This window comes from Acidovorax sp. 1608163 (assembly GCF_003669015.1).
GTDB lineage: Bacteria > Pseudomonadota > Gammaproteobacteria > Burkholderiales > Burkholderiaceae_C > Acidovorax.
In genome coordinates this window covers 3,644,481-3,663,313 of record NZ_CP033069.1, presented here as the reverse complement: position 1 = coordinate 3,663,313, position 18,833 = coordinate 3,644,481, and the positions used below count along the sequence as shown (strand labels likewise).

Genomic DNA, 18,833 nt, shown 5'->3' with positions numbered 1-18,833 from the left:
TCAGCAATTCGTGGTGTTCATCCAGGGGCTGGGGTGGCGATTTTACGGCGTTGGCCCTGGCGGGGGCGTTGTTTCGCGGCACGCAGGGGCTTTGTGCGCCGCTCTACACCCGCCACGCGGGCAACTGCCAATTGCGCCACAAGGCCAGGCCGCGCAGCCCGGCCGTCACCAGCACACAGGCCAGCAGCGGGCTCACCACGGCGCCATCGGCCTGGCGCAGCGCCATGTCGGCCCAGCCCCCGGCAAAGGCGCACAGGGCATAGGGGCGGTGGTCGCTGAAGGCCTGGGGCACCTCGTTGCACAGCACATCGCGCAGCACGCCGCCAAACACGCCGGTGGTCACGCCCATCATCACGGCAATCAGCGGGGGCATACCCACGGCGGCGGCAATGTCCACCCCCACGGCAGCAAACAGGCCCAGGCCGATGGCGTCGGGCAGCAGCATGGCGCGCTCGGTGGGCTCAAAGTGGCGCTGGCGCATGAACAGCATGGCCGCCATGCTCAGCCCCAGAATGCCCCACACAAACTCGGTGTGGCGCACCCAGAAAAAGGGGCGCTGGTCCAGCAGCAGGTCGCGCAGCGTGCCCCCGCCAAAGGCCGACACAAATGCCACCACGCACACCCCCACCGCGTCAAAGCGCTTGCGCGCCGCCATCATCACGCCCGACAGTGCAAAGGCCACGGTGGCAGCCACTTCCAGCGCCAGGCGCAACAGTTCAATCCAGGGGGCATCGGTCCATTTCATGCCCGCGATTGTCGTGCGTCGCTGCGCAGCTTGGGCCTGCCTTGCGGGTGTGTGTGTGGTTTTGCTATTTAATTTATAGCTGCTTGCGCTTTTTGGATAAGCGCTAGGGGCTGATTTGGTTTGATGTTTGCTCCGCTCCCCACTGGTAGCAGAGTGGCGCCCAGCGCCACCACGCAGCCCACCACACCTAGCCAGTCCGCCCAGCCGTTTGGCCCGCCTCGGATTTACCTCTGCCAGGTCGGCGGGCATGTGGGAACAGAGCGGACTGAAGTCGCTGGGCCTACCAGTTTCGGTAGCTGCGATATGTAAACGAACTGTTACCATTTGTAGGGCCCGTTGGCTCGGTGGAGTTGAAGCCCGGGGCGGTGGCATTTGCTCCTTGGCTATAGCCGGATGCCCCCCGATAGGAGCCAGGACAACTGTCAAACCAATCTAGAGAGGAACAGCAAATGGATGAGAAGGTCTTTTTTCAGCACGACGGCGTCAAAGTCACCAACGCCCGCTTTGTTGTGGACGCGCAAACTTTTGCCATGAGCAATGTCACGTCCATCAAGCCTGCAACAGAGGCACCTAGCCGACTGATGCTGATTGTCGTTTTGATTGTCGGTCTCATGATTGCTTTGAATTACCTCTGGTTCGGCATTGCTGTGGTCGCTGTCGCCGCGTTTCTGCTCTACAACCAAAAGACCTATTTCCACATCTTTTTGAACACCGCAGGGGGCGAAACCAAAGCGCTTTCCACCGTGGACAAGGAATACTTCAACCAGGTGATTGCCGCCCTGAACCAAGCCATCGTTCATCGGGGCTGACGCGCATGCTCAAACAGACACTGATAGCTGCGGCGGTGTTGCTCTGTAGCCAGACATGGGCAGTCAACAAATGCACTGGAGCGGATGGGCGGCAGGTCTATCAAGACGCGCCCTGTGCAGGCCAGGGCGCAAAAATGGACATCCGCCCCTCCATTGGTACGCCAGATCCATCTCAGCAAGCTGAAGCCCAAGCCAAGCGCGCAAAGCTCAAGCTCGACAACGAGATGGCCGAGGCGATCCGCACAAAGCGGCCGATGGTAGGGATGACGAGTGCGCAACTCCAGGAGGCCATGGGCCAGCCTACCAAGGTCAATGCCAACAACTATGGCGGCACGCAAGCGGACCAGGTGATTTACGAGCGCTCAAACGAGACTTGGCTGGTGTACACGCGCAACGGCGTCGTGGAGTCGGTGCAGCACCGGCCGGGGGCGCCTACAGGGTCGGCCCCCGCGCGCGCAAGCGGCCCTTGTCCCTCGCAACACGATATCAACAACGCTATCACGGCTGCATCCAGCATCTCGCTGTCAGAGGCGGAACGGGCCGAACGTTGGAGAAGTATCCGAGTGATGCAAACGTGCGGGAAGTGATCTTCCTCAAAGTCGGGGCTCCTGGTGGCGCGAATCGGAATCGCGCCAAATAAAGTGGCGCGAAAGGAGTTTGCGCGCCACTTTAGAACCTGTTCAAGATCTTTTTGGGGTCGCACAAGTGCTTTGCCGGGATGGGCTGCTAGGCGCAGCGCGCCGCCAATAGCCCGTGCTATTGGCAAGCGGTGCAACAACGCAGACCGCCCGGCAAGGCACTTGCCCGAAGGGTTGGAGTGAAATCGGGCGATTGAATGTCCCGGCTGCTTGCATGGGCACGAGCCCATGCGGCACATCCGAGGCATCCACTCATCCCGATTGCACTCCAATGCGATCCTCCAAAAAGATTTGGAACAGGTTCTTAGGAGCCTACTTTCTCTGTACATGCATTGGCCAGGGCACGACAGCGCGGTCTGGGGTTTTGGGTTGCTATGAAATAAATAGCTGTTTGCGCTTGTTTTACAAGGCTTTCAAGCCAATAGGTAGCAGCGCGGCGCCCAGTGCTACCACGCAGCCCGCCACCCCCAGCCAGCCTAGCCGTGGGGCCCACAGGCGGGTGGCTGCGGGCCACTGGTTCATGGTCAGCACCAGGGCGCCGCCCAGCACCATCCAGGCGGCTGCGACCAGGGCGAGGGCATCCACCCACTGCCCCGTGGCCAGGGCGGTGCAGCCTTGGAGCAGCAGGGTGGCCAGCACCACGGCGCGGTGAAGGTGGCGGTTGCCGCGTGGGGCACCGGCAGGCTCGCCCCACGCCCGGGTCGGTGTGGCGCGGGCCCAGGCTGACAGCCCCAGCAGTGATGCCAGCACGGCGCTCAGGTGTGCAAAGTCGGCCAGGGTCATGCGGCGCTTTCGGTGCCGGGGCTGGAGCGAGACGCGTCTCCCAGGTGCCGTGCCGCGCCCAGGCGCGTGCGCACAGCCATGGTTTTTCCCACCGTCCACAGTGGCTGCCACAGGCACAGTGCGGTGGCCACAGCCCATTGCGGCAGGCCCGATTTGAAGGCCAGGCCCGCAAAGGCTGTACCAGCCAACAACCACAGCGCGGCGGCCCAACGGGGCCACCAGTGCCGCAGCGTGGCCGCTGGCAGTGCGAGGAAAAAGGCAATGAGCAAGCCTGCCATGCCTGAAGGCCGCGCCGCCCCGGCGGCCACGATATGCCCCAGCCGGAAGGATTCCAGCGCCACGGCCGCCACCAACACAAAAGGCCAGTGGGGCCAGCCTGCCATGCGCTGCCACCAGGGGGCGCGCATGGGTGTGGCTGTCACTGCGCCCGCTACTGCGCGCACCGCTTTGCCTGCAGCCCGAGGCGCCTGAATGCGCGCGGGGGCCATCACCGCCGCCAGCCCCGCGCAGGCCAGCGCACAGGCGGCCAAGCCCGCCAGCAACGATCCCGCCAGCGAAGTACCCAGCGCCCATCCGCCCAACCCCAGGGCCAGCAAAGCGGCGGTGGCAACCCCCATAGCCACGCGCCACAGGCCCAGTGGGCGCAGTGCCACCCCGGCGGCAGACAGTGCCAGCCACAGGCCTATCAAAACCCACACCGTCCAGACGGGGCGCTGCGCAAGTGCGGGCCAGTGCGCCGGGATGGGCCCCAGGTGCAGCGCCATGGCCCCCACCAACGCGGCGGCCAGGGTGGCGTGCAGTGCCAGATAAAAGCGGGTGGGTCGGTTCATGGGGCCGTGTGCAGGGGCGATGTGTCAGGCGATGGATGGTCAGGGCGCGGCAGCGTCCGCAGTGGCACGCCCAGCGGGCCGCGCCGTGTGCGCAGGCACGGCAGTGCGGCGGCGCTGCTGGCGTGAATCCAGCCAGATCAGGGTGCCAGAGATGGACAAAAACGCGGGCGTCATGCCCAGCACAAAGTAGAGCCACTTCAGCGTGAGCCCGCCAAAGTCACCAAAGTGCAGCGGCTCCATCAGGCCATTGAATTGCGACCAGAACCCCTGGGTGCGCGGGTCGTGCACGCGGGTGATGGCGCCGGAGGCAGCGTTTGCCTCTACCCTGGCCGTGCTCAGCAAATGCCCTTGCAGGCTGCCGGTGAAGGCCACACTGGCGCTGGCAGTGCCCCAGCGCTGCAGCGATGCATAGCGCGCTTGCAAACCCGGGGCCGCTTGCTGCGCGGCGGCGTACAGCGCATCCAGCGACAGCATGGGCGCCGGGGCTGCCGCTGCGGCTTTGCGAGAGGCCGCTGCGCCGTCGGCCGTTGCCAGCGGTGTGGATGCGGGTGCGGTCAGGTACTTGAAGCTCTGCTCAAACAGTGGCGCCAGCCCCATCCAGGCGCCTGTGCCCGCAATCAGGATGTGAAAGCCCAGGCCCCAGATGCCCACGCATTTGTGCAGGTCCGACATCACCACGCGCAGGCTGCGGCCCCAGCGCTGTGTGAACAGCTCTGCCAGGATCTTGCGGTGGATGACGATGCCGGTGGCAATCAGCACCAGCATGGCCGCCCCCAGAAAACCCACGATCCACCGGGGCCCGAAGAACAGGAACACATGCAGCATGCGCAGGTACTGGCCGAGCTGGCTGTCCACCGGGCCCACCACCGCGCCGGTGTCAGCGCGCAGCGCGACCTTGGTGCGGGTGGTGGCCGGTGCCCCAGGCTCGCGCACAAAGGCGAAATAGTGGGGGTTGATGGCATCGGGCAGCGCGATGGTCTCCACCATGGCGCCGGGGTAGCGGGCCTGCAGCTGCGCCAGCACCGCGTCCAGCGGGGCGGGCTTGTCAGAACGCGGCAGCTGGGCCAGCGATGGGTTGGCCCACAGGTCGATCTCGTTCTTGAACACCACCACCGCGCCCGAGAAGCACACGATGAACATCAGCAACCCCGTGACGATGCCCGCCCAGGAGTGCAGGACAAAAAGGCGGTTCAGGGTGCGCTGGCTGGTCATGGGCGGCTTGCGGGCAGGGTCGGTCGCGGCAGGGTCAGAAGAAGTACGTCAGCCCCACGCTGAAGTTGCGCGGCAGCGAGGGCGAGACCACGTTGGCGTTGATGGCGCCGTCGTAGTACGCCTTGTCGAACAGGTTCTTCACACCGGCTGTGATGCGATAGTTTTCGCCCACGTAGCTGACGGACAGGTCGGCCACAAAGTACGACGGCAGCGTGAAGGGGTAGGAGCCGATCTGCTCGCTCACATACCGCCCGCCCATGCCCAGCGTCACACGCGGGGCCTGCGGCAGCTTGTAGGTTGCCCAGGCGGTGAGCGTGTGGCGCGGCGTGAGGTTCAGCGGCAGGCCCACGATGGCGGCGTTGTTGTCGCGCGTGACCTTGGTCTGCGTGTAGGTGTAGGCGCTGGTGAGCTTCCAGCCATTCTTCAGGTCGGCGCCCAGTTCGGCCTCCAGGCCGCGTGCGCGCTGCTGGCCCGTGGCCACGCTGAAGCCGGTGTTCACCAGGTCGGCCGTGGTCACGTTGTTGCGCACTAGGTCAAACACGGCGAGTGCGCCGGTGAGCTGGCCACCGGGCGCCTCGTACTTTACCCCGGCCTCCCACTGCTTGCCTGTCTCTGGCACAAACGGCGTGCCACCAAACGTGAGGCCCGACACCGGCAGGAACGATTCGCCATAGCTGCCATACGCCGACCAGCCGGGCTTGAACTCATACACCAGGCCCGCAGACAGCGTCGTGGCGCTGTCCTTTTGGCGGGTTTGTTTGGCGGCCACCCGGTCATCGATGTCGTTGGTCGACCAATCGCGGCGCAGGCCCACCAGGGCCGTCCAGCCCTGGCCGAACTTGATCTGGTCTTGCGCATACAGGCCCATCACGTTGAGCTTTTCGGGCGCATCGCTGGTCAGGTTGATGGGGCAGGTGGCGGCCACGCCATAGACCGGGTTGAACAGATCGAGCGCGCCAATGGTGCAGCGGCGCTGCGCCTGGTAAGAGTGACCGCTGCGCACGTCCAGCCCTGTCACCAGCTGGTGTTTCACGCCCAGCGCCTCAAAGCGCGACAGCAGCGAGGTGTCGGTGGCCAGCAGGTCGTAGTCCATGTACTGGCGCGTCGCCTGGCGGTTCTGCAGCCGCTGGTTGGCCTGCAGTGCCTGGTTGGAGACAAAGTTGCCCGTGCCCTTCTCGCTCTCGTAGCGCACGTTCTGGCGGAAGGTCATGGTGTCCGACAGCTTGTGCTCCAGCGCATAGCCCACGGTGGTGCTCTCCACGTCATACCCCCCAAAGCTCGGGTCGCCCGTGAACAGGGTGACGGGCAGCGTGCCGTTGCGGTTGGGCAGCAGCGTGCCGTAGGGCGTGATGCCCTGCTGGCGCATCCACTGGCTTTGGCTGTAAGTGGCAAACAGCACCAGGTCGGTCTGCGCGCCCAGGTCGATGGAGAGCGACGGCGCAAACCACCGGTCCTTGCGGTACACGAACTGCGTAGGGTCGTCGGCGTTGGAGACCTGCGCGTTGATGCGCAGCGCTGTCTTGCCCGATTCAGACAGTGGCCGGTTGATGTCTGCCTGCAGCGTGCGCTGGCCAAAGCTGCCCACCTCCATGCCCACTTCGCTCAGCGCCTCTTTCTTGGGCCGCTTGCTCACCGCGTTGACGATGCCGCCCGGCTGCACCTGGCCGTAGAGCACCGAGGCCGAGCCCTTGAGCACCTCAAACCGCTCGTAGCCATAAGGCTGCAGCTTGGCCCACATGCCGGGGCTTTGCACCAGGCCATCGACCAGGATGGATTCGGTGGAGCGAAAGCCCCGGATGTTCAAGTCATCAAACCCCCGGCGCCCAAAGTTGACCGGGCTCACGCCCGCCACCGTCTGCAGCGCCTGCTGCACGTTGGTGATCTGCCGCGACTCCATCTGCTCGCGCGTGACCACGCTGACCGACTGCGGCGTCTCCAGCCGCCGCATGGGCGCTTTGCTGGCCGTCTGCGCCTCCACCGGGGCAAAGCCCATGTCTTGTTCGGTGCTGGCGTTGATGCGGACTTCTTGGAGTTGAGGGGCGGCGTCGGTGGACGGAGTCTGCGCGGCGGCGGCTTGTGCCAGGCACAAAGCGATGGGCGTCAGCGCAAAGCGGCGCGCGATGCGGGAAGGCCGAAGGGCCAGAGGAGGCAGGGACATGAGCGGTTCCGAGGCAAGAGCAAGAGCGCGGGCTTGCGTGGTCGGAACGCTGGCTGGCGGGACGGAGCGCGAAGGGTGAAAACCCTGCGCTAAAGGGAGTGCGCGATTCTATCTTTAATTGAGAATGGTTCTTGTTGTTGGTCTTTGGAATGGCTGGGAGGTGGACTGCGCTGAGGCAGAATTCGGACAGAAAAGGGGTTCCGAAGTGACTATCACCCGTGATGCAGCGACAGCGTTGGCGCGTGAGCAGATTGAACGGCTGCAGAGGGATGCAGGCTGTACTCTATCCATGCGGCCGGAACTCACTGCAGACACGGCAAATGGATGGGTTTTCTTCTACAACTCGGAAGAATTCATCGTTACGCAGTTGCCTTCCACAGCACTCGCAGGCAACGGTCCAATCTTCATCAACCATGATGGCGAAGTCCATCTGCTAGGTACGCAGTTGGGTTGGGAAGAGCAAGTGGCAACCCTTTGACTCCGCCGCAGATGATGAGAGGCCCAGCGTGTAGAGCGATCGAGGACAGAATTCGACAGGGGAGATGGTGAGGTGCTGCAGCAATTTCTCGTGTGGGCGAAGTCAATCCCTGGCGCAAAAGTCACGGTGGCCGTGCCTTCTGACAATCCTTCAGCCCGCGTTGATGTGGACTCACTCAACGTCTGCGGCCGCGTGACTTGCTGGGAGGCGGGCGACTATCACGCTGAGGTGCTAGATGCTGAATCCGGCCGCACTATCTATTCGCGCAGTGGAATGCTGAACTCCGCGAATACGATACATGTGCAACTTCTCCCTTTTATGCGGGCAATGGGGCTTTGCTGAACCTTGGGGGCGGTGTCCTAAGCCGCCAATGCACAAAACTACTCCAAAGCTGCCGGTGATTTACTACCCGTTGGCTTCTGGTGCAAAACACGAGCCAAATCCGAGAACCACCCGAGCAAGATATAAGGTTTGGACTTCACCCGGTTTCGTAGACATATTTCAACTTCCGTTTCGAAGTTGTTCGAATGCCAGCGGACTCAGTTGGTCTAGGTGACTGTGCCGACGGATTCGATTGTAAAAACCTTCGATGTAGTCAAACACATCTGACTTGGCGTCTTGCCTGGTGGCATAGATATGGCGTTTGATTCTCTCCTTCTTCAAGCTGCTGAAGAAGGACTCTGCTACCGCGTTGTCCCAACAGTTTCCACGTCGGCTCATGCTTGGCACCAATTGGTTGTCCTTGCACCAGCGGGCGAAGTCGTCACTGCCAAACTGACTTCCTTGGTCGGAATGGATCATCACTGGACCCGTTGGGCGCCTGCGCCACACTGCCATCGTGAGCGCATCCAACACCAACTCTGTAGCCATGCTGGAGTTCATCGCCCAGCCGACCACCATGCGCGAGTACAGGTCAATTACGGCCGTTAGGTACAACCAGCCCTCATGGGTTCGGATATAGGTAATGTCGGTGACCCACACTTGGTTCGGTAGCGTGACCGTGAACTCACGTTGCAACCGGTTCGGTGCGGCAGTCGCAGGAAGACCGACTCGGTAGCGTGGCCGCTTGTAACCACGCACTGAGCGCAGTTGGGCCTGGCGCATCAGGCGTGCTACACGTTTTTGACCGCACGCCATACCGTCCTCTCGCAAGTCCCGCAGGATGCGTGGGCTTCCATAAATCCCGTGGCTGTCGTCAAAGGATTGCCGAATGCTTGCCAGCAAGACATCGTCGGCTAAGGCGCGTTTGGACTTTGGATTGGCCTTCCAAGCGTAATAGCCACTGCGCTGTACGCGCAGAACGCGGCACATGCTGCTGAGCCGGAACTGGCCTTTATGTTCGGCCATGAATGCGTACTTCACCCGGACAGCTTGGCAAAGTACGTTGCGGCCTTTTTTAGGATGTCGCGCTCCTCATTGGCCCTTTTGAGCTCCGCTTTGAGCCGGGATACCTCGGCCTTGAGCTGGCTTGTCTCTGCCCCCCTGCGCTCGATTGCTCTTTGGCAAGCCGCACCCACAGGTACAGGCTTTTGTCCGACATGCCCAATCGCTTGGCTACATCCACTACCCCATGACCACGCTCGGTCACCTGTTTGACGGCTTCTGCCTTGAACTCAGCCGGGTATCGCACTCTCTTCATTTCTCACTCTCCAGTTCAATTTCGACCTTGATAGGTGTCTATTGAACCGGGTGAAGTCCAGTTCAAAATGCTCCGCAAGGGTTTGCCTAACTCGTAGGTTCCGCAAAATGTGCCAGGTTGGACCGCAATGCCAAGACGTGACTCCATGCTGCAACTTCTGTCCCAAAATTTGCACCTGCTTTCTCCAGGAAAGCAGCAAGTTGCGCGCTGGTTGTGCGACGAGTGGGGGACAACCGGCCAAGTTGCTCCGCGCTGGCTTCACCGCGCGTTGAAGGGTGCTCCCGATGTAACGCTAGGTAGCCTTTTGCGACCTGAGGCGCTTCTCCGTGATCTGTTTTTGGAGCTGCTGTCTCTCCACAGAGGTGAGGTCTTGCGCCGCCAGCGTGTTGGCGCGGGAAGAGACGTACCGCTCGGGCCTCGGGCTGCTGAGGTGCCCGTTAGGGCGAAGGGTCTTCCGTGAGGCTTCGGTCTAGCAGGTCTTTCAACACGGACGCCCGTCGGGGAGCGTTCGCTTCGCTCCGGATCTCCCTGCCGGTCACCTGTCAACTCCGACTTTAACGTCCGCTTTCCTCTATCGCGATCGACTGCTGCTGGTCGAATCCTGCCCCGCGGCTCGCAGAGACCAAGACTACCTCCGAAGGCCTCGTAGGCGCAGCCAACGCGGTTCCAAGATGCGTTGGCGCAATGCGATGACAAGGGTTGAAACGCCTCTGCACGGGCCCGCTCAGATCAGCACCTTGCGCGCGTCGTTGGCTTTGGACCAATGGAGGATCTCGTAGTGTTGGCGCAGGCCTGCAGTAAAAAATGGGTCAGTCTGGAGCAAAGCCTCGATCTGGACTTTGGATTCGGCCTCTGCGAGCCACAGTCCGCCCTTCGGAACCGCCCCGGGCTCGGCGCGCAAGGAGCCGCCCACGGGGATGATGTCTTTGTGCGCCTCAAGCCACGCAATGTGCGCTGGGAGTTGGGCGGCGCGGATATCGCTGCAGCCGGGCTTGTCGGTGAAGATCACGGCAAAGAGCATGGGGTGCTGGTGGGTAGGCGAAGCAGCTGCGGCTTGGCAAGCCAGGCGGTGTTGATTTGCTATTGAAAATATAGCTGCTAGCGCTTTTTAGATGCGCCCTAGAGCCTATTTTTGTCTGAATGATTGGCATGGGCAGGCTCACCGCTTTCCCCCGCCTCTTCCACCCCGCCATACCCCGGGTACGCCGCGCCTGATGCATGCAGCGCCGCGCTCTCCTGCCGCTCTTTGGCCATCTGCTCGGCCAGTTGGCTGCGGCCTTCGCGGGCCACGGCGATGTATTTGGCCTGGTCTTTGTGGTGCGGGTACATGCGGTCGGCCAGGGCAATGTTGTGTTTGCGAAAGCGGTCGGTGAAGGTGGTGGCCTCGGCGGCGGAGAGGCCCATCAGCTCCAGCACGGTATGGGCGCTTTTGAGGCTGGCCTCGAACAGCTCACGCTGCACCAGCGTCACGCCCAGGTCGCGCAGCTTGTTCCAGTGGCTGATGTCGCGCGCGCGGGCCACGATCTGCAGGTGGGGGAAGTGTTCGCGCGCCAGCTTGGCGATTTTGAGGGACTGCTCGGGGTCGTCCACCGCCACAACCAGGATGCGGGCGCGCTCGGCGCCTGCGATGCGCAGCAGATCGAGCCGCGTGGCGTCGCCATAGAACACGCGGTAGCCAAAGGTGCGGGCCACCTCCAGCATGTCCACGCTGTGGTCGAGCACGGTGGTGTGGATGCCCTCGGCCAGCAGCACGCGCGAGACGATCTGCCCGTAGCGGCCGAAGCCCGCGATGATGATGGGCGCCTCTTGCGGCTCGGAGATTTCTTCGGCCTGGGGCGTGATCTTGAGGCGGGCGTAGCGGCGCAGCAGCACGCGGTCCAGCAGCACCAGCAGCAGCGGGCTGATCAGCATGGACAACGCCACGGCGCCGATGAGCAGCGAGGCGGTTTCTGCCGGAAACACGTTGGCACCGGCGGCGGCTTGGAACACCACAAACGCAAACTCGCCGCCCTGGGCCAGCAGCAGGGTGAACACGGGGCGCTCTTGGTAGGGGATGTTGACCAGCTTGGCCAGCGTGTAGATGACGACGGCCTTGGCCGCGAGGAAGCCGACCAGGATGGCCGCCATGAGGGCTGGAGAGCGCAGGATGACGCCAAAGTCGATGCTCATGCCCACGGCGATGAAGAACAGCCCGAGCAGCAGGCCTTTGAAGGGCTCGATGTCGGCCTCCAGTTCGCGGCGGTATTCGCTGTCGGCCAGCAGCACACCGGCGAGGAAGGCGCCCAGCGCCATCGACAGGCCCACCAGCACCATCAGGTAGGCAATGCCCACCACCAGCAGCAGCGCGGCGGCGGTGAAGATTTCAGGGGTTTTGCTCTTGGCGATCCAGCGCAGCAGGGGGCGCAGCAGCAGGCGCCCGCCCAGGATGATGGCGCCGATCACGCCGACGATCTTGAGGGCCTCCAGCGCCACATCGGTGGGCGTGTGGCCTGCACCTTCGCCCGCCGCTGCGCCCAGGATGGGCAGCATCGCCAGGATGGGGATGGCCGCCACATCCTGGAACAGCAGGATGGAAAACCCCGCTTGCCCGCTGCTGGTGCGCATGAGGTTGCGCTCTGCCAGCACCTGCAGCGCAATGGCGGTGGACGACAGGGCCAGCCCCAGCGCGCCCACCAGGCTGATGCGCCAGGGCAGCCCCGCCAGCCAGCCTAGTGCAAACAGCGCCGCCGCGCAGCCCAGCACCTGGGCGGTGCCGGTGCCAAAAATGGGGCGGCGCAGCGCCCACAGGCGACTCGGTTGCAGCTCCAGCCCCACCAGAAAGAGCATGAGCACCACGCCAAACTCGGCAAAGTGCAGGATGTCTTGCACATTGCTCACCAGCCCCAGCCCCCAGGGGCCGATGGCAATGCCTGCGGCCAGGTAGCCAATGATGGAGCCCAGGCCCAGCGCCTTGGCCAGGGGCACGGCAAGGACGGCGGCGCTCAGGTACAGAAAGCCGTAGGTGAGCCAGGTGGGTGCGTGTTCCATGGGGCGTGGTGGTGGGGCGGTGGTGTGGGTGGAAGGGGCGGGTGCTGCAGAATTTTGGCATCTGCGCAGTGTGGTGATTTTCTGCTATTTATTCAGTAGCGTTTCGCGCTTTGCTGGCTTGCTGCAAGGCGGATTTTGATCCTGGTCTGGATGCACCAACTGGCGCTATGATGCAGCCCCTTCATCCCCCTCATTGCGGTGCACCCCATGGATTTGCAAACCTGGCTGGCTTTTTTTGCGGCGTCTTGTCTGATTGCGGTGTCGCCGGGCTCTGGCGCGGTGTTGTCGATGAGCCATGGCCTGTCGTTCGGGGTGCGCAAGACCAGTGCCACCATTTTGGGCCTGCAGCTGGGCTTGCTGCTGATTTTGCTGATCGCAGGGGCGGGGGTGGGCTCGCTGCTGCTGGCGTCTGAGGTGGCCTTCAGCGTGGTGAAGGTGGGCGGCGCCTGCTACCTGATCTGGGTGGGGCTGAGCCAGTGGCGTGCGGGCGACCGCTCGCCCATCCACGGCGACGAGGCGGCACCCGCAGGCCCTTGGACCAAGCGCTGCCTGACCGGCTTTTTGACGAACGCCACCAACCCCAAGGGCATCATCTTCATGGTGGCGGTGTTGCCCCAGTTCATGACCGACACGCGCCCGCTGTGGACGCAGCTGTTGGTGATGGCCGTGACCACCATGGCCGTGGACGTGGTGGTGATGCATGGCTACGCTGCCGGGGCCAGCGCGTTGCGCCGCCTCATGCGCAGCGCCCGCGCTGTGCGTGTGCAAAATCGGGTGTTTGGCGGCCTGCTGATGGCCGTGGGCGCAGGGCTGTTCTTCGTCAAGCGCGGCGGGCAGCACGCCTGAGGCCTGGGAGGCCCCTGCCATCAGTGGCTTGGGTGTACTTTTTGCTATTGATTTGGTGGCTTCTAGCGCTTATCCATAAAGCGCTAGCATCGAATTTTTTTCTTATTTTTCGCATCCCGTCACAAGGAGATCGATATGCCAGTGGTTGTTGTTGCCAATCCCAAGGGCGGTGTGGGCAAGTCCACCCTCTCGACCAACGTGGCGGGTTACTACGCCAGCCGGGGGCACCCGGTCGTGCTGGGGGACATTGACCCGCAAAAATCTGGCCACCTGTGGCTGAGCCTGCGCCCCGCCAACGTGGCCGCCATTGGCCGCTGGGATACCGATGCCGACGCGCTGGCCAAGCCGCCCAAGGGCACCACCCATGCGGTGCTCGATACGCCAGCCGGCCTGCACGGCAGCGCCCTCAAAGACGTGCTGAAGATCGCTGACAAGGTCATCGTGCCGCTGCAGCCCAGCATTTTTGACATCTACGCCACCCAGGCGTTTCTGGACAAGCTGCGCGAGCACCGCCATGCAGCGGGTGTGCAGGTGGGCATTGTGGGCATGCGCATTGACGAGCGCACCCGCTCGGCCGAGCAACTGCACCATTTTGTGGAAGGCCTGGGCCTGCCGGTGTTGGGCTATGTGCGCGACACCCAAAACTATGTGCACCTGGCTGCCCAGGGGCTGACGGTGTTTGACGTGGGCAGCACCACCCGCGTGGCGCGCGACCTGGAGCAGTGGCAGGGCATTTGCAACTGGCTGGACGCCTGATAGAGTTTGGAGCGCTGAACGGGGGCAGGCCCGCTCTGCGTTCCTGTCGCGTGGCAGACAAGGGCCGTAGAAGGCCAGCGCTACATTGGGGCGATGAAAATCTTTCGCTCTTACACCGAAGTCAGCGCTTGCGTGGGCCAGGAAGTGGCCGTGACCGACTGGATCACCATCACGCAAGAGCAGGTCAACCTGTTTGCCCAGGCCACGGGCGACCACCAGTGGATCCATGTGGACCCCGAGCGAGCCAAGGCCGGGCCGTTTGGTGCCCCCATTGCCCACGGCTTTCTCACGCTGTCGTTGATTCCGAAATTTTTTGAGCAGGGCCTCACCATCGAAGGCGCCCGCATGGGCGTGAACTACGGGCTCAACCGCGTGCGCTTTACGGCGCCCGTGCCGGTGGGCAGCCGCTTGCGGGCCCGCTTGGTGCTGCAGGCCGCCGAGCGCATAGAGCCGGATGGCATGCAGATGACTTGGCTGGTGACGGTGGAGCGCGAGGGCAGCGACAAGCCTGTGTGCGTGGCCGAATCGCTGGCGCGCAACTACGGCGCGGCGCCTTGAGGCCATTAGTCTTGGCGACTGGGCCGCTGAGCAGTTAATCCGTTGAGCGTTGGCCTGCGGGCCAAGGCCGCAGCGCTCGCTCACACAGTAAAAAGGCCTGCCAGGCAACCCGGGCAGGCCTTTTTGACGCTGGTGCAGTGGTGTGGACCGTTTGTGGGCAAATGCTGCGCCGGTCCTCGACTGCGTTGGCGTTGGCGTTGTGCGTTGGGCGCTTATTCAGCGCTGGAGGTACGGCCCGCCTTGGCTGCGGCCATGGCGTCGTTGCGTGCATCGGTGCGGGCCAATGCAGAGCCGTTGACGTTCAGCGGCGCAGGCACGTTGTACCACTCGGAGTCTTGGGGCAGGGTGCCTGCGGCGCGGGCGGCCACCAGCTCGGCCACCACGGCTTCGCGGGTCAGGGTGCTGCTGGCTTGGGCGCTCAGGGGGTAGTTGTTCCAGTTGCCATCGCTGGGCAGGGCCGAGTCGGCTTGTGCTGCAAAGGCGCTCAGGGCGAGGGTGACGGCGGCGAGGGTGCGGTACGTGTTCATGAGGATTCCTTCAAAAGTTGGGCTTTTCTCCAGACCCACCCCGGTGCACAGTGCGCCGGCGGGGCCTGCCTCGGTGAGTGTCCGTAGCGGTGTCGCTCATCGATGGGGTGAACTTTATCTAGGGTTATCCCTTTGAAAAATAGCATCCTTGGCAATGAATAATTCGCAAAACAGAAATAATCCAACCTTTGGCTAAAACATAATTTCCCAAATGGATAGGCTTCTGACCATGCGTGTTTTCCAGGCCGTTGTGGACGAAGGCGGCTTTGCCGCTGCCGCACGGTGGCTTGAACTGTCGCCCCCGGTGGTGACGCGGCTGGTGGCTGACCTGGAGCAGCACCTGGGCACGCGGCTGCTGCAGCGCACCACGCGCAAGCTGGCCCTGACCGAGGCGGGCGACGCTTACCTGGCACGGGTGCGCAGCATCCTGCATGAGATTGAAGACGCCGAAGCGGCAGCGGCCGCCAGCACGCGCGACCTGCGCGGCACCATCCGCATCGTGGCGTCGCCGGTGCTGGCCACCAACTTCCTGGCACCACTGCTCAGCGAGTGGCATGCGCTGCACCCCCGGCTGATGCTGGACATTGACATCGACGCCTATGCCTCCAGCCGGGTGGACGAGTTTGATGTGACCTTCATGGTGGCGGCCGAGAACTTCGATGCCAACATCGTCGCCCGCCCCTTGATGAAGGGCGAATCCATCGTGGTGGCAGCCCCAGGCTACCTGGCGCGCAAGGGCTTGCCGTTGCCTGGGCAGCCCCAAGACCTGTTGCAGCACGACTACTTGCGCGATTCGGGCATGGCAGCGCGGGCCCATCCAGGGTTGGGCCGCAAACTGCGGCTGTCGCATGTGGATGGGCTGCAGCCCCCGCAAGAGCTGGACGTGCCGTCGGTGGTGCTGCAGTCGATCAGCACCGAGGTGCTGATGCGCGCCGCGGTGGACGGCATGGGTGTGGCCGTGGCGCCGCGCCTGCTGGCACACGAGTACCTGGCCCAGGGCGAACTGGTGCAGTTGCTGCCGGGATGGATCTACGCACGCTACACCGTGTATGCCGCACTGCCTTCTGGCCGCATGCTGCCTGCGCGCACCAAGGTGTTTTTGGATTTTTTGAGCGAGCAGGTGCGCAAGTCCATGGCAATGCGCAAGCAGATCGAGAGCTACCCCGGGCTGCCCGCTGGCGAGGCGGCTTAACTTCCGGCGGCCACCTCTGGTGCGGGGGGCTGGGGCATCGCAAACTGGTTTTGCCTCCAGGCCTCAAACACCGTCACCGCCACTGCGTTGGAGAGGTTGAGGCTGCGCTGCCCGGCCACCATGGTCAGGCGCAGGCGCTGGCTGGGGGCAAAGGTCTCGCGCAGTTCGGGCGCGAGGCCACGGGTTTCCGAGCCAAACACCAGCCAGTCTCCGGGCTGAAAGGCCGTGTCGTGCACGCCCTGCGTGCCCCGCGTGGTGAGTGCGAACATGCGGGCCGGATCGGGCTTGGCATCGCTCAAAAACGTGGCCCAGTCGCGGTGCTTGAGCACCTGGGCGTACTCGTGATAGTCCAGCCCCGCGCGGCGCATGAGGCGGTCTTCCATGGAAAAGCCCAGCGGCTCCACCAGGTGCAGCGTGCACCCGGTGTTGGCCGCCAACCGGATCACGTTGCCGGTGTTGGGGGGGATTTCGGGCTCGACAAGAACAATGTGAAACATGCCGCTATTGTCGTTGCCTCACTGCAGGCGCGTAGCTCATTGACCCTTCAGGCCGTGAACTGCAGCTTGGCCAGCTGGGCATACACGCCCTGGGCGGCCAACAGGCTGGCGTGGGTGCCTTGCTCAACGATGCGGCCGTGCTCCAGCACCACGATGCGGTCGGCGTTTTGCACCGTGGCCAGCCGGTGCGCAATGACCAGGGTGGTGCGCTGCCCCGTGTGGCGCTGCATGGCGGTGTCCAGCGCGGCTTGCACCATGCGCTCGCTCTCGGCATCGAGTGCGCTGGTGGCTTCGTCCAGCAGCAGCAGGGGCGGGTTCTTCAAAATGGCACGGGCAATGGCAATGCGCTGCTTTTGCCCACCCGACAGGCGCACGCCGCGCTCACCCAAAAAGGTGTCGTAGCCCTGGGGCAGGGCCATGATGAAGTCGTCGGCAAAAGCGGCCTGGGCGGCGGCCTTCACTTCTTCTGGGGTGGCATCTGGCTTGCCGTAGCGGATGTTCTCCAGCGCCGATGCGCCGAAGATCACGGCGTCTTGCGGCACAGTGGCAATGTGGCTGCGCAGCGTGGTGAGTGCCAGGTCGCGGATGTTCACTCCGTTGAGGAAAATGCCCGACGGCGCCGCGTCATCGTGCGGAGCTTGCGCGTCGTAGAAACGCTGCAGCAACTGAAACACCGTGGTCTTGCCCGCGCCGCTGGCGCCTACCAGGGCCACCGTTTCTCCGGGTGCCAGGGTGAGTGAAAAATCGGCCAGCGCAGGCTGGTCGGGGCGCGACGGGTAGCGAAACTGCACCGAGGCAAAGTCCACCGCCAGGCCCCGGCCGGTGTGCGGCAGCGGCAGGGGCGATGCGGGCTCTGCCACAGGCGATTGGGTGGCCAGCAGCTCCATCAGCCGCTCGGTGGCTCCAGCGGCGCGCAGCAGGTCGCCATACACCTCGCCCAGCACGGCCACGGCGCCTGCCAGCAGCATCACGTACACCACGGTTTGCCCCAGGTGCCCGGCGGTCATCTGGCCCGCCAGCACCGCCTGTGTGCCACGGTACAAGCCCCACAGCAGCAGGGCTGCGTTGGCAATGATGATGAAGGCCACCAGCACGGCGCGTGCGCGGGTGCGCTGCACGGCGGTGGAGAAAGCGCTTTCGGCCGCCCCCGCAAAGCGGGCGGACTCGCGCTGCTCTGCGGTGTAGCTTTGCACCACCGGGATGGCGTTGAGCACCTCAGCCGCAATGGCGCTGGAGTCGGCCACGCGGTCCTGGCTGTCGCGCGAGAGCTTGCGCACGCGCCGCCCAATCCACATGGCGGGCAGCACCACCAGCAGCACGGCCAGCAGCACCACCGACATCACATAGGGGTTGGTCCACACCAGCATGCCCAGCGCGCCAATGCCCATCACGGCATTGCGCAGTCCCATCGACAGCGACGAGCCCACCACGGTTTGCACCAGCGTGGTGTCGGCCGTGAGGCGCGACAGCACCTCGCCGGTCTGGGTGCTTTCAAAGAACTGGGGGCTTTGGCGCAGCACGTGGCTGTACACCGCCTGGCGCAGGTCGGCCGTCACCCGCTCGCCCAGCCAGCTCACGGCATAAAACCGGGCGGCAGAAAAAACACCCAGCCCTACGGCCACCAAGAACAGCGCACCAAAGTGTCCGCGCAGTTCCATGGCCTGGCTGGCGCGGTCGCCCGCGACCAGACCTGTGTCGATCAAATCGCGCAACGCCAGCGGAAATGCCAGTGTGGCCAGCGCGGCCAGCACCAGGCACAGCAGCGACCACGCAATGCGCGCACGGTAGGGCTTGAGAAAGGGCACAAGCCCGGTGAGCGAGCGCGGTGCACCGCGTGCGTTGCCAGCGGGGGCAGTGGGTGTGGCCATGGGGTATGGGATGGACAGAGGGGCTGTGAAGGGCGGGGCTGTGTGCCCCGCGTGATGGCGCATGGTAGGGCGATCAGGTGTTGCGCGGGTGTCGCCAGATATCGGTAGATGTCAATTCATGTCGCTATGTATCGCTGCGTGTCATTGCCCATCGCTGTGGATCGGGGTGCGCTGGGCGCGAGGGTGAGGGCATAGGGTCTGTGTCTAGGCATTAATACATAGGCATTAGTACCAGTATCTGCCAACCACGGTCGGGGCATACGATGCACC

General features: G+C 63.8%; 17 protein-coding genes and 1 pseudogene. 7 read left to right on the top strand and 11 right to left on the bottom strand.

Translation table 11 applies throughout. The features are described from left to right. Positions 1–103 precede the first annotated feature (103 nt). Positions 104–745: a trimeric intracellular cation channel family protein gene (locus tag EAG14_RS16305; RefSeq protein WP_099658206.1), complete on the bottom strand. Its 642-nt coding sequence runs from the start codon at positions 743–745 to the stop codon at positions 104–106. A gap of 449 nt (positions 746–1,194) precedes the next feature. Here EAG14_RS16305 and EAG14_RS16300 point away from each other — a divergent pair, with 449 nt between their 5' ends. Continuing rightward, positions 1,195–1,554, top strand: a complete 360-nt coding sequence (locus tag EAG14_RS16300) for a DUF6232 family protein (RefSeq protein WP_099658207.1) — start codon at positions 1,195–1,197, stop codon at positions 1,552–1,554. 134 nt (positions 1,555–1,688) lie between these two features. Then, complete coding sequence (locus tag EAG14_RS16295; RefSeq protein ID WP_162996020.1) at positions 1,689–2,141, top strand: hypothetical protein; 453 nt, start codon at positions 1,689–1,691, stop codon at positions 2,139–2,141. A gap of 453 nt (positions 2,142–2,594) precedes the next feature. On the opposite strand, the gene EAG14_RS16285 is transcribed toward EAG14_RS16295, so the two are convergent. From EAG14_RS16285 to EAG14_RS16270, 4 genes are read right to left on the bottom strand one after another with little or no spacing between them, the layout of a single operon-like run. Continuing rightward, the gene (locus EAG14_RS16285; RefSeq protein WP_121729506.1) at positions 2,595–2,975 is read right to left on the bottom strand and encodes a hypothetical protein; all 381 of its coding nucleotides are present in this window, start codon (positions 2,973–2,975) and stop codon (positions 2,595–2,597) included. Then, on the bottom strand, positions 2,972–3,805 hold the full coding sequence (locus EAG14_RS16280; protein WP_121729505.1) for a hypothetical protein: 834 nt from the start codon (positions 3,803–3,805) through the stop codon (positions 2,972–2,974). The genes EAG14_RS16285 and EAG14_RS16280 overlap by 4 nt, the downstream gene beginning before the upstream one ends. 39 nt (positions 3,806–3,844) lie before the next feature. After that, complete coding sequence (locus tag EAG14_RS16275; protein WP_121729504.1) at positions 3,845–5,017, bottom strand: PepSY domain-containing protein; 1,173 nt, start codon at positions 5,015–5,017, stop codon at positions 3,845–3,847. A 34-nt stretch (positions 5,018–5,051) separates the two neighbouring features. Then, the gene (locus EAG14_RS16270) at positions 5,052–7,175 is read right to left on the bottom strand and encodes a TonB-dependent siderophore receptor (RefSeq protein ID WP_162996019.1); all 2,124 of its coding nucleotides are present in this window, start codon (positions 7,173–7,175) and stop codon (positions 5,052–5,054) included. A 124-nt stretch (positions 7,176–7,299) separates the two neighbouring features. On the opposite strand from EAG14_RS16270, the gene EAG14_RS16265 reads away from it, so the two are divergent. Further along, complete coding sequence (locus EAG14_RS16265; protein WP_121729503.1) at positions 7,300–7,653, top strand: YrhB domain-containing protein; 354 nt, start codon at positions 7,300–7,302, stop codon at positions 7,651–7,653. A 501-nt stretch (positions 7,654–8,154) separates the two neighbouring features. On the opposite strand, the pseudogene EAG14_RS16260 reads toward EAG14_RS16265, so the two are convergent. The 3 genes and pseudogenes from EAG14_RS16260 to kefC form a co-directional block, all read right to left on the bottom strand. Continuing rightward, positions 8,155–9,292: pseudogene (locus EAG14_RS16260) on the bottom strand (IS3 family transposase). A 724-nt stretch (positions 9,293–10,016) separates the two neighbouring features. After that, the gene (locus tag EAG14_RS16255) at positions 10,017–10,313 is read right to left on the bottom strand and encodes a YciI family protein (RefSeq protein ID WP_121729502.1); all 297 of its coding nucleotides are present in this window, start codon (positions 10,311–10,313) and stop codon (positions 10,017–10,019) included. 98 nt (positions 10,314–10,411) lie between these two features. Continuing rightward, complete coding sequence (gene kefC, locus EAG14_RS16250; protein WP_121729501.1) at positions 10,412–12,319, bottom strand: glutathione-regulated potassium-efflux system protein KefC; 1,908 nt, start codon at positions 12,317–12,319, stop codon at positions 10,412–10,414. Positions 12,320–12,526: 207 nt separating this feature from the next. On the opposite strand from kefC, the gene EAG14_RS16245 reads away from it, so the two are divergent. The 3 genes from EAG14_RS16245 (at position 12,527) to EAG14_RS16235 (ending at position 14,479) form a co-directional block, all read left to right on the top strand. Continuing rightward, positions 12,527–13,165, top strand: coding sequence for a LysE family transporter (locus EAG14_RS16245; protein WP_099658217.1), 639 nt, complete (start codon positions 12,527–12,529; stop codon positions 13,163–13,165). A 135-nt stretch (positions 13,166–13,300) separates the two neighbouring features. Beyond that, positions 13,301–13,921, top strand: coding sequence for a ParA family protein (locus tag EAG14_RS16240; protein ID WP_099658218.1), 621 nt, complete (start codon positions 13,301–13,303; stop codon positions 13,919–13,921). Positions 13,922–14,014: 93 nt separating this feature from the next. Further along, complete coding sequence (locus tag EAG14_RS16235; RefSeq protein WP_121729500.1) at positions 14,015–14,479, top strand: MaoC family dehydratase; 465 nt, start codon at positions 14,015–14,017, stop codon at positions 14,477–14,479. Positions 14,480–14,691: 212 nt separating this feature from the next. Here EAG14_RS16235 and EAG14_RS16230 read toward each other — a convergent pair whose 3' ends face one another. After that, complete coding sequence (locus tag EAG14_RS16230; protein WP_099740279.1) at positions 14,692–15,006, bottom strand: DUF4148 domain-containing protein; 315 nt, start codon at positions 15,004–15,006, stop codon at positions 14,692–14,694. A 229-nt stretch (positions 15,007–15,235) separates the two neighbouring features. Here EAG14_RS16230 and EAG14_RS16225 point away from each other — a divergent pair, with 229 nt between their 5' ends. Next, the gene (locus tag EAG14_RS16225; protein WP_371414367.1) at positions 15,236–16,198 is read left to right on the top strand and encodes a LysR family transcriptional regulator; all 963 of its coding nucleotides are present in this window, start codon (positions 15,236–15,238) and stop codon (positions 16,196–16,198) included. Here the strand turns inward: EAG14_RS16225 and EAG14_RS16220 are convergent. Together EAG14_RS16220 and EAG14_RS16215 are read right to left on the bottom strand one after the other, a co-directional pair. Next, positions 16,195–16,695, bottom strand: a complete 501-nt coding sequence (locus tag EAG14_RS16220) for a tRNA (cytidine(34)-2'-O)-methyltransferase (RefSeq protein WP_099658222.1) — start codon at positions 16,693–16,695, stop codon at positions 16,195–16,197. The genes EAG14_RS16225 and EAG14_RS16220 overlap by 4 nt on opposite strands. 47 nt (positions 16,696–16,742) lie before the next feature. Beyond that, entirely contained in the window at positions 16,743–18,563 is a 1,821-nt protein-coding gene (locus EAG14_RS16215) for an ABC transporter transmembrane domain-containing protein (RefSeq protein ID WP_121729498.1), read from the bottom strand. Positions 18,564–18,833 lie beyond the last annotated feature (270 nt).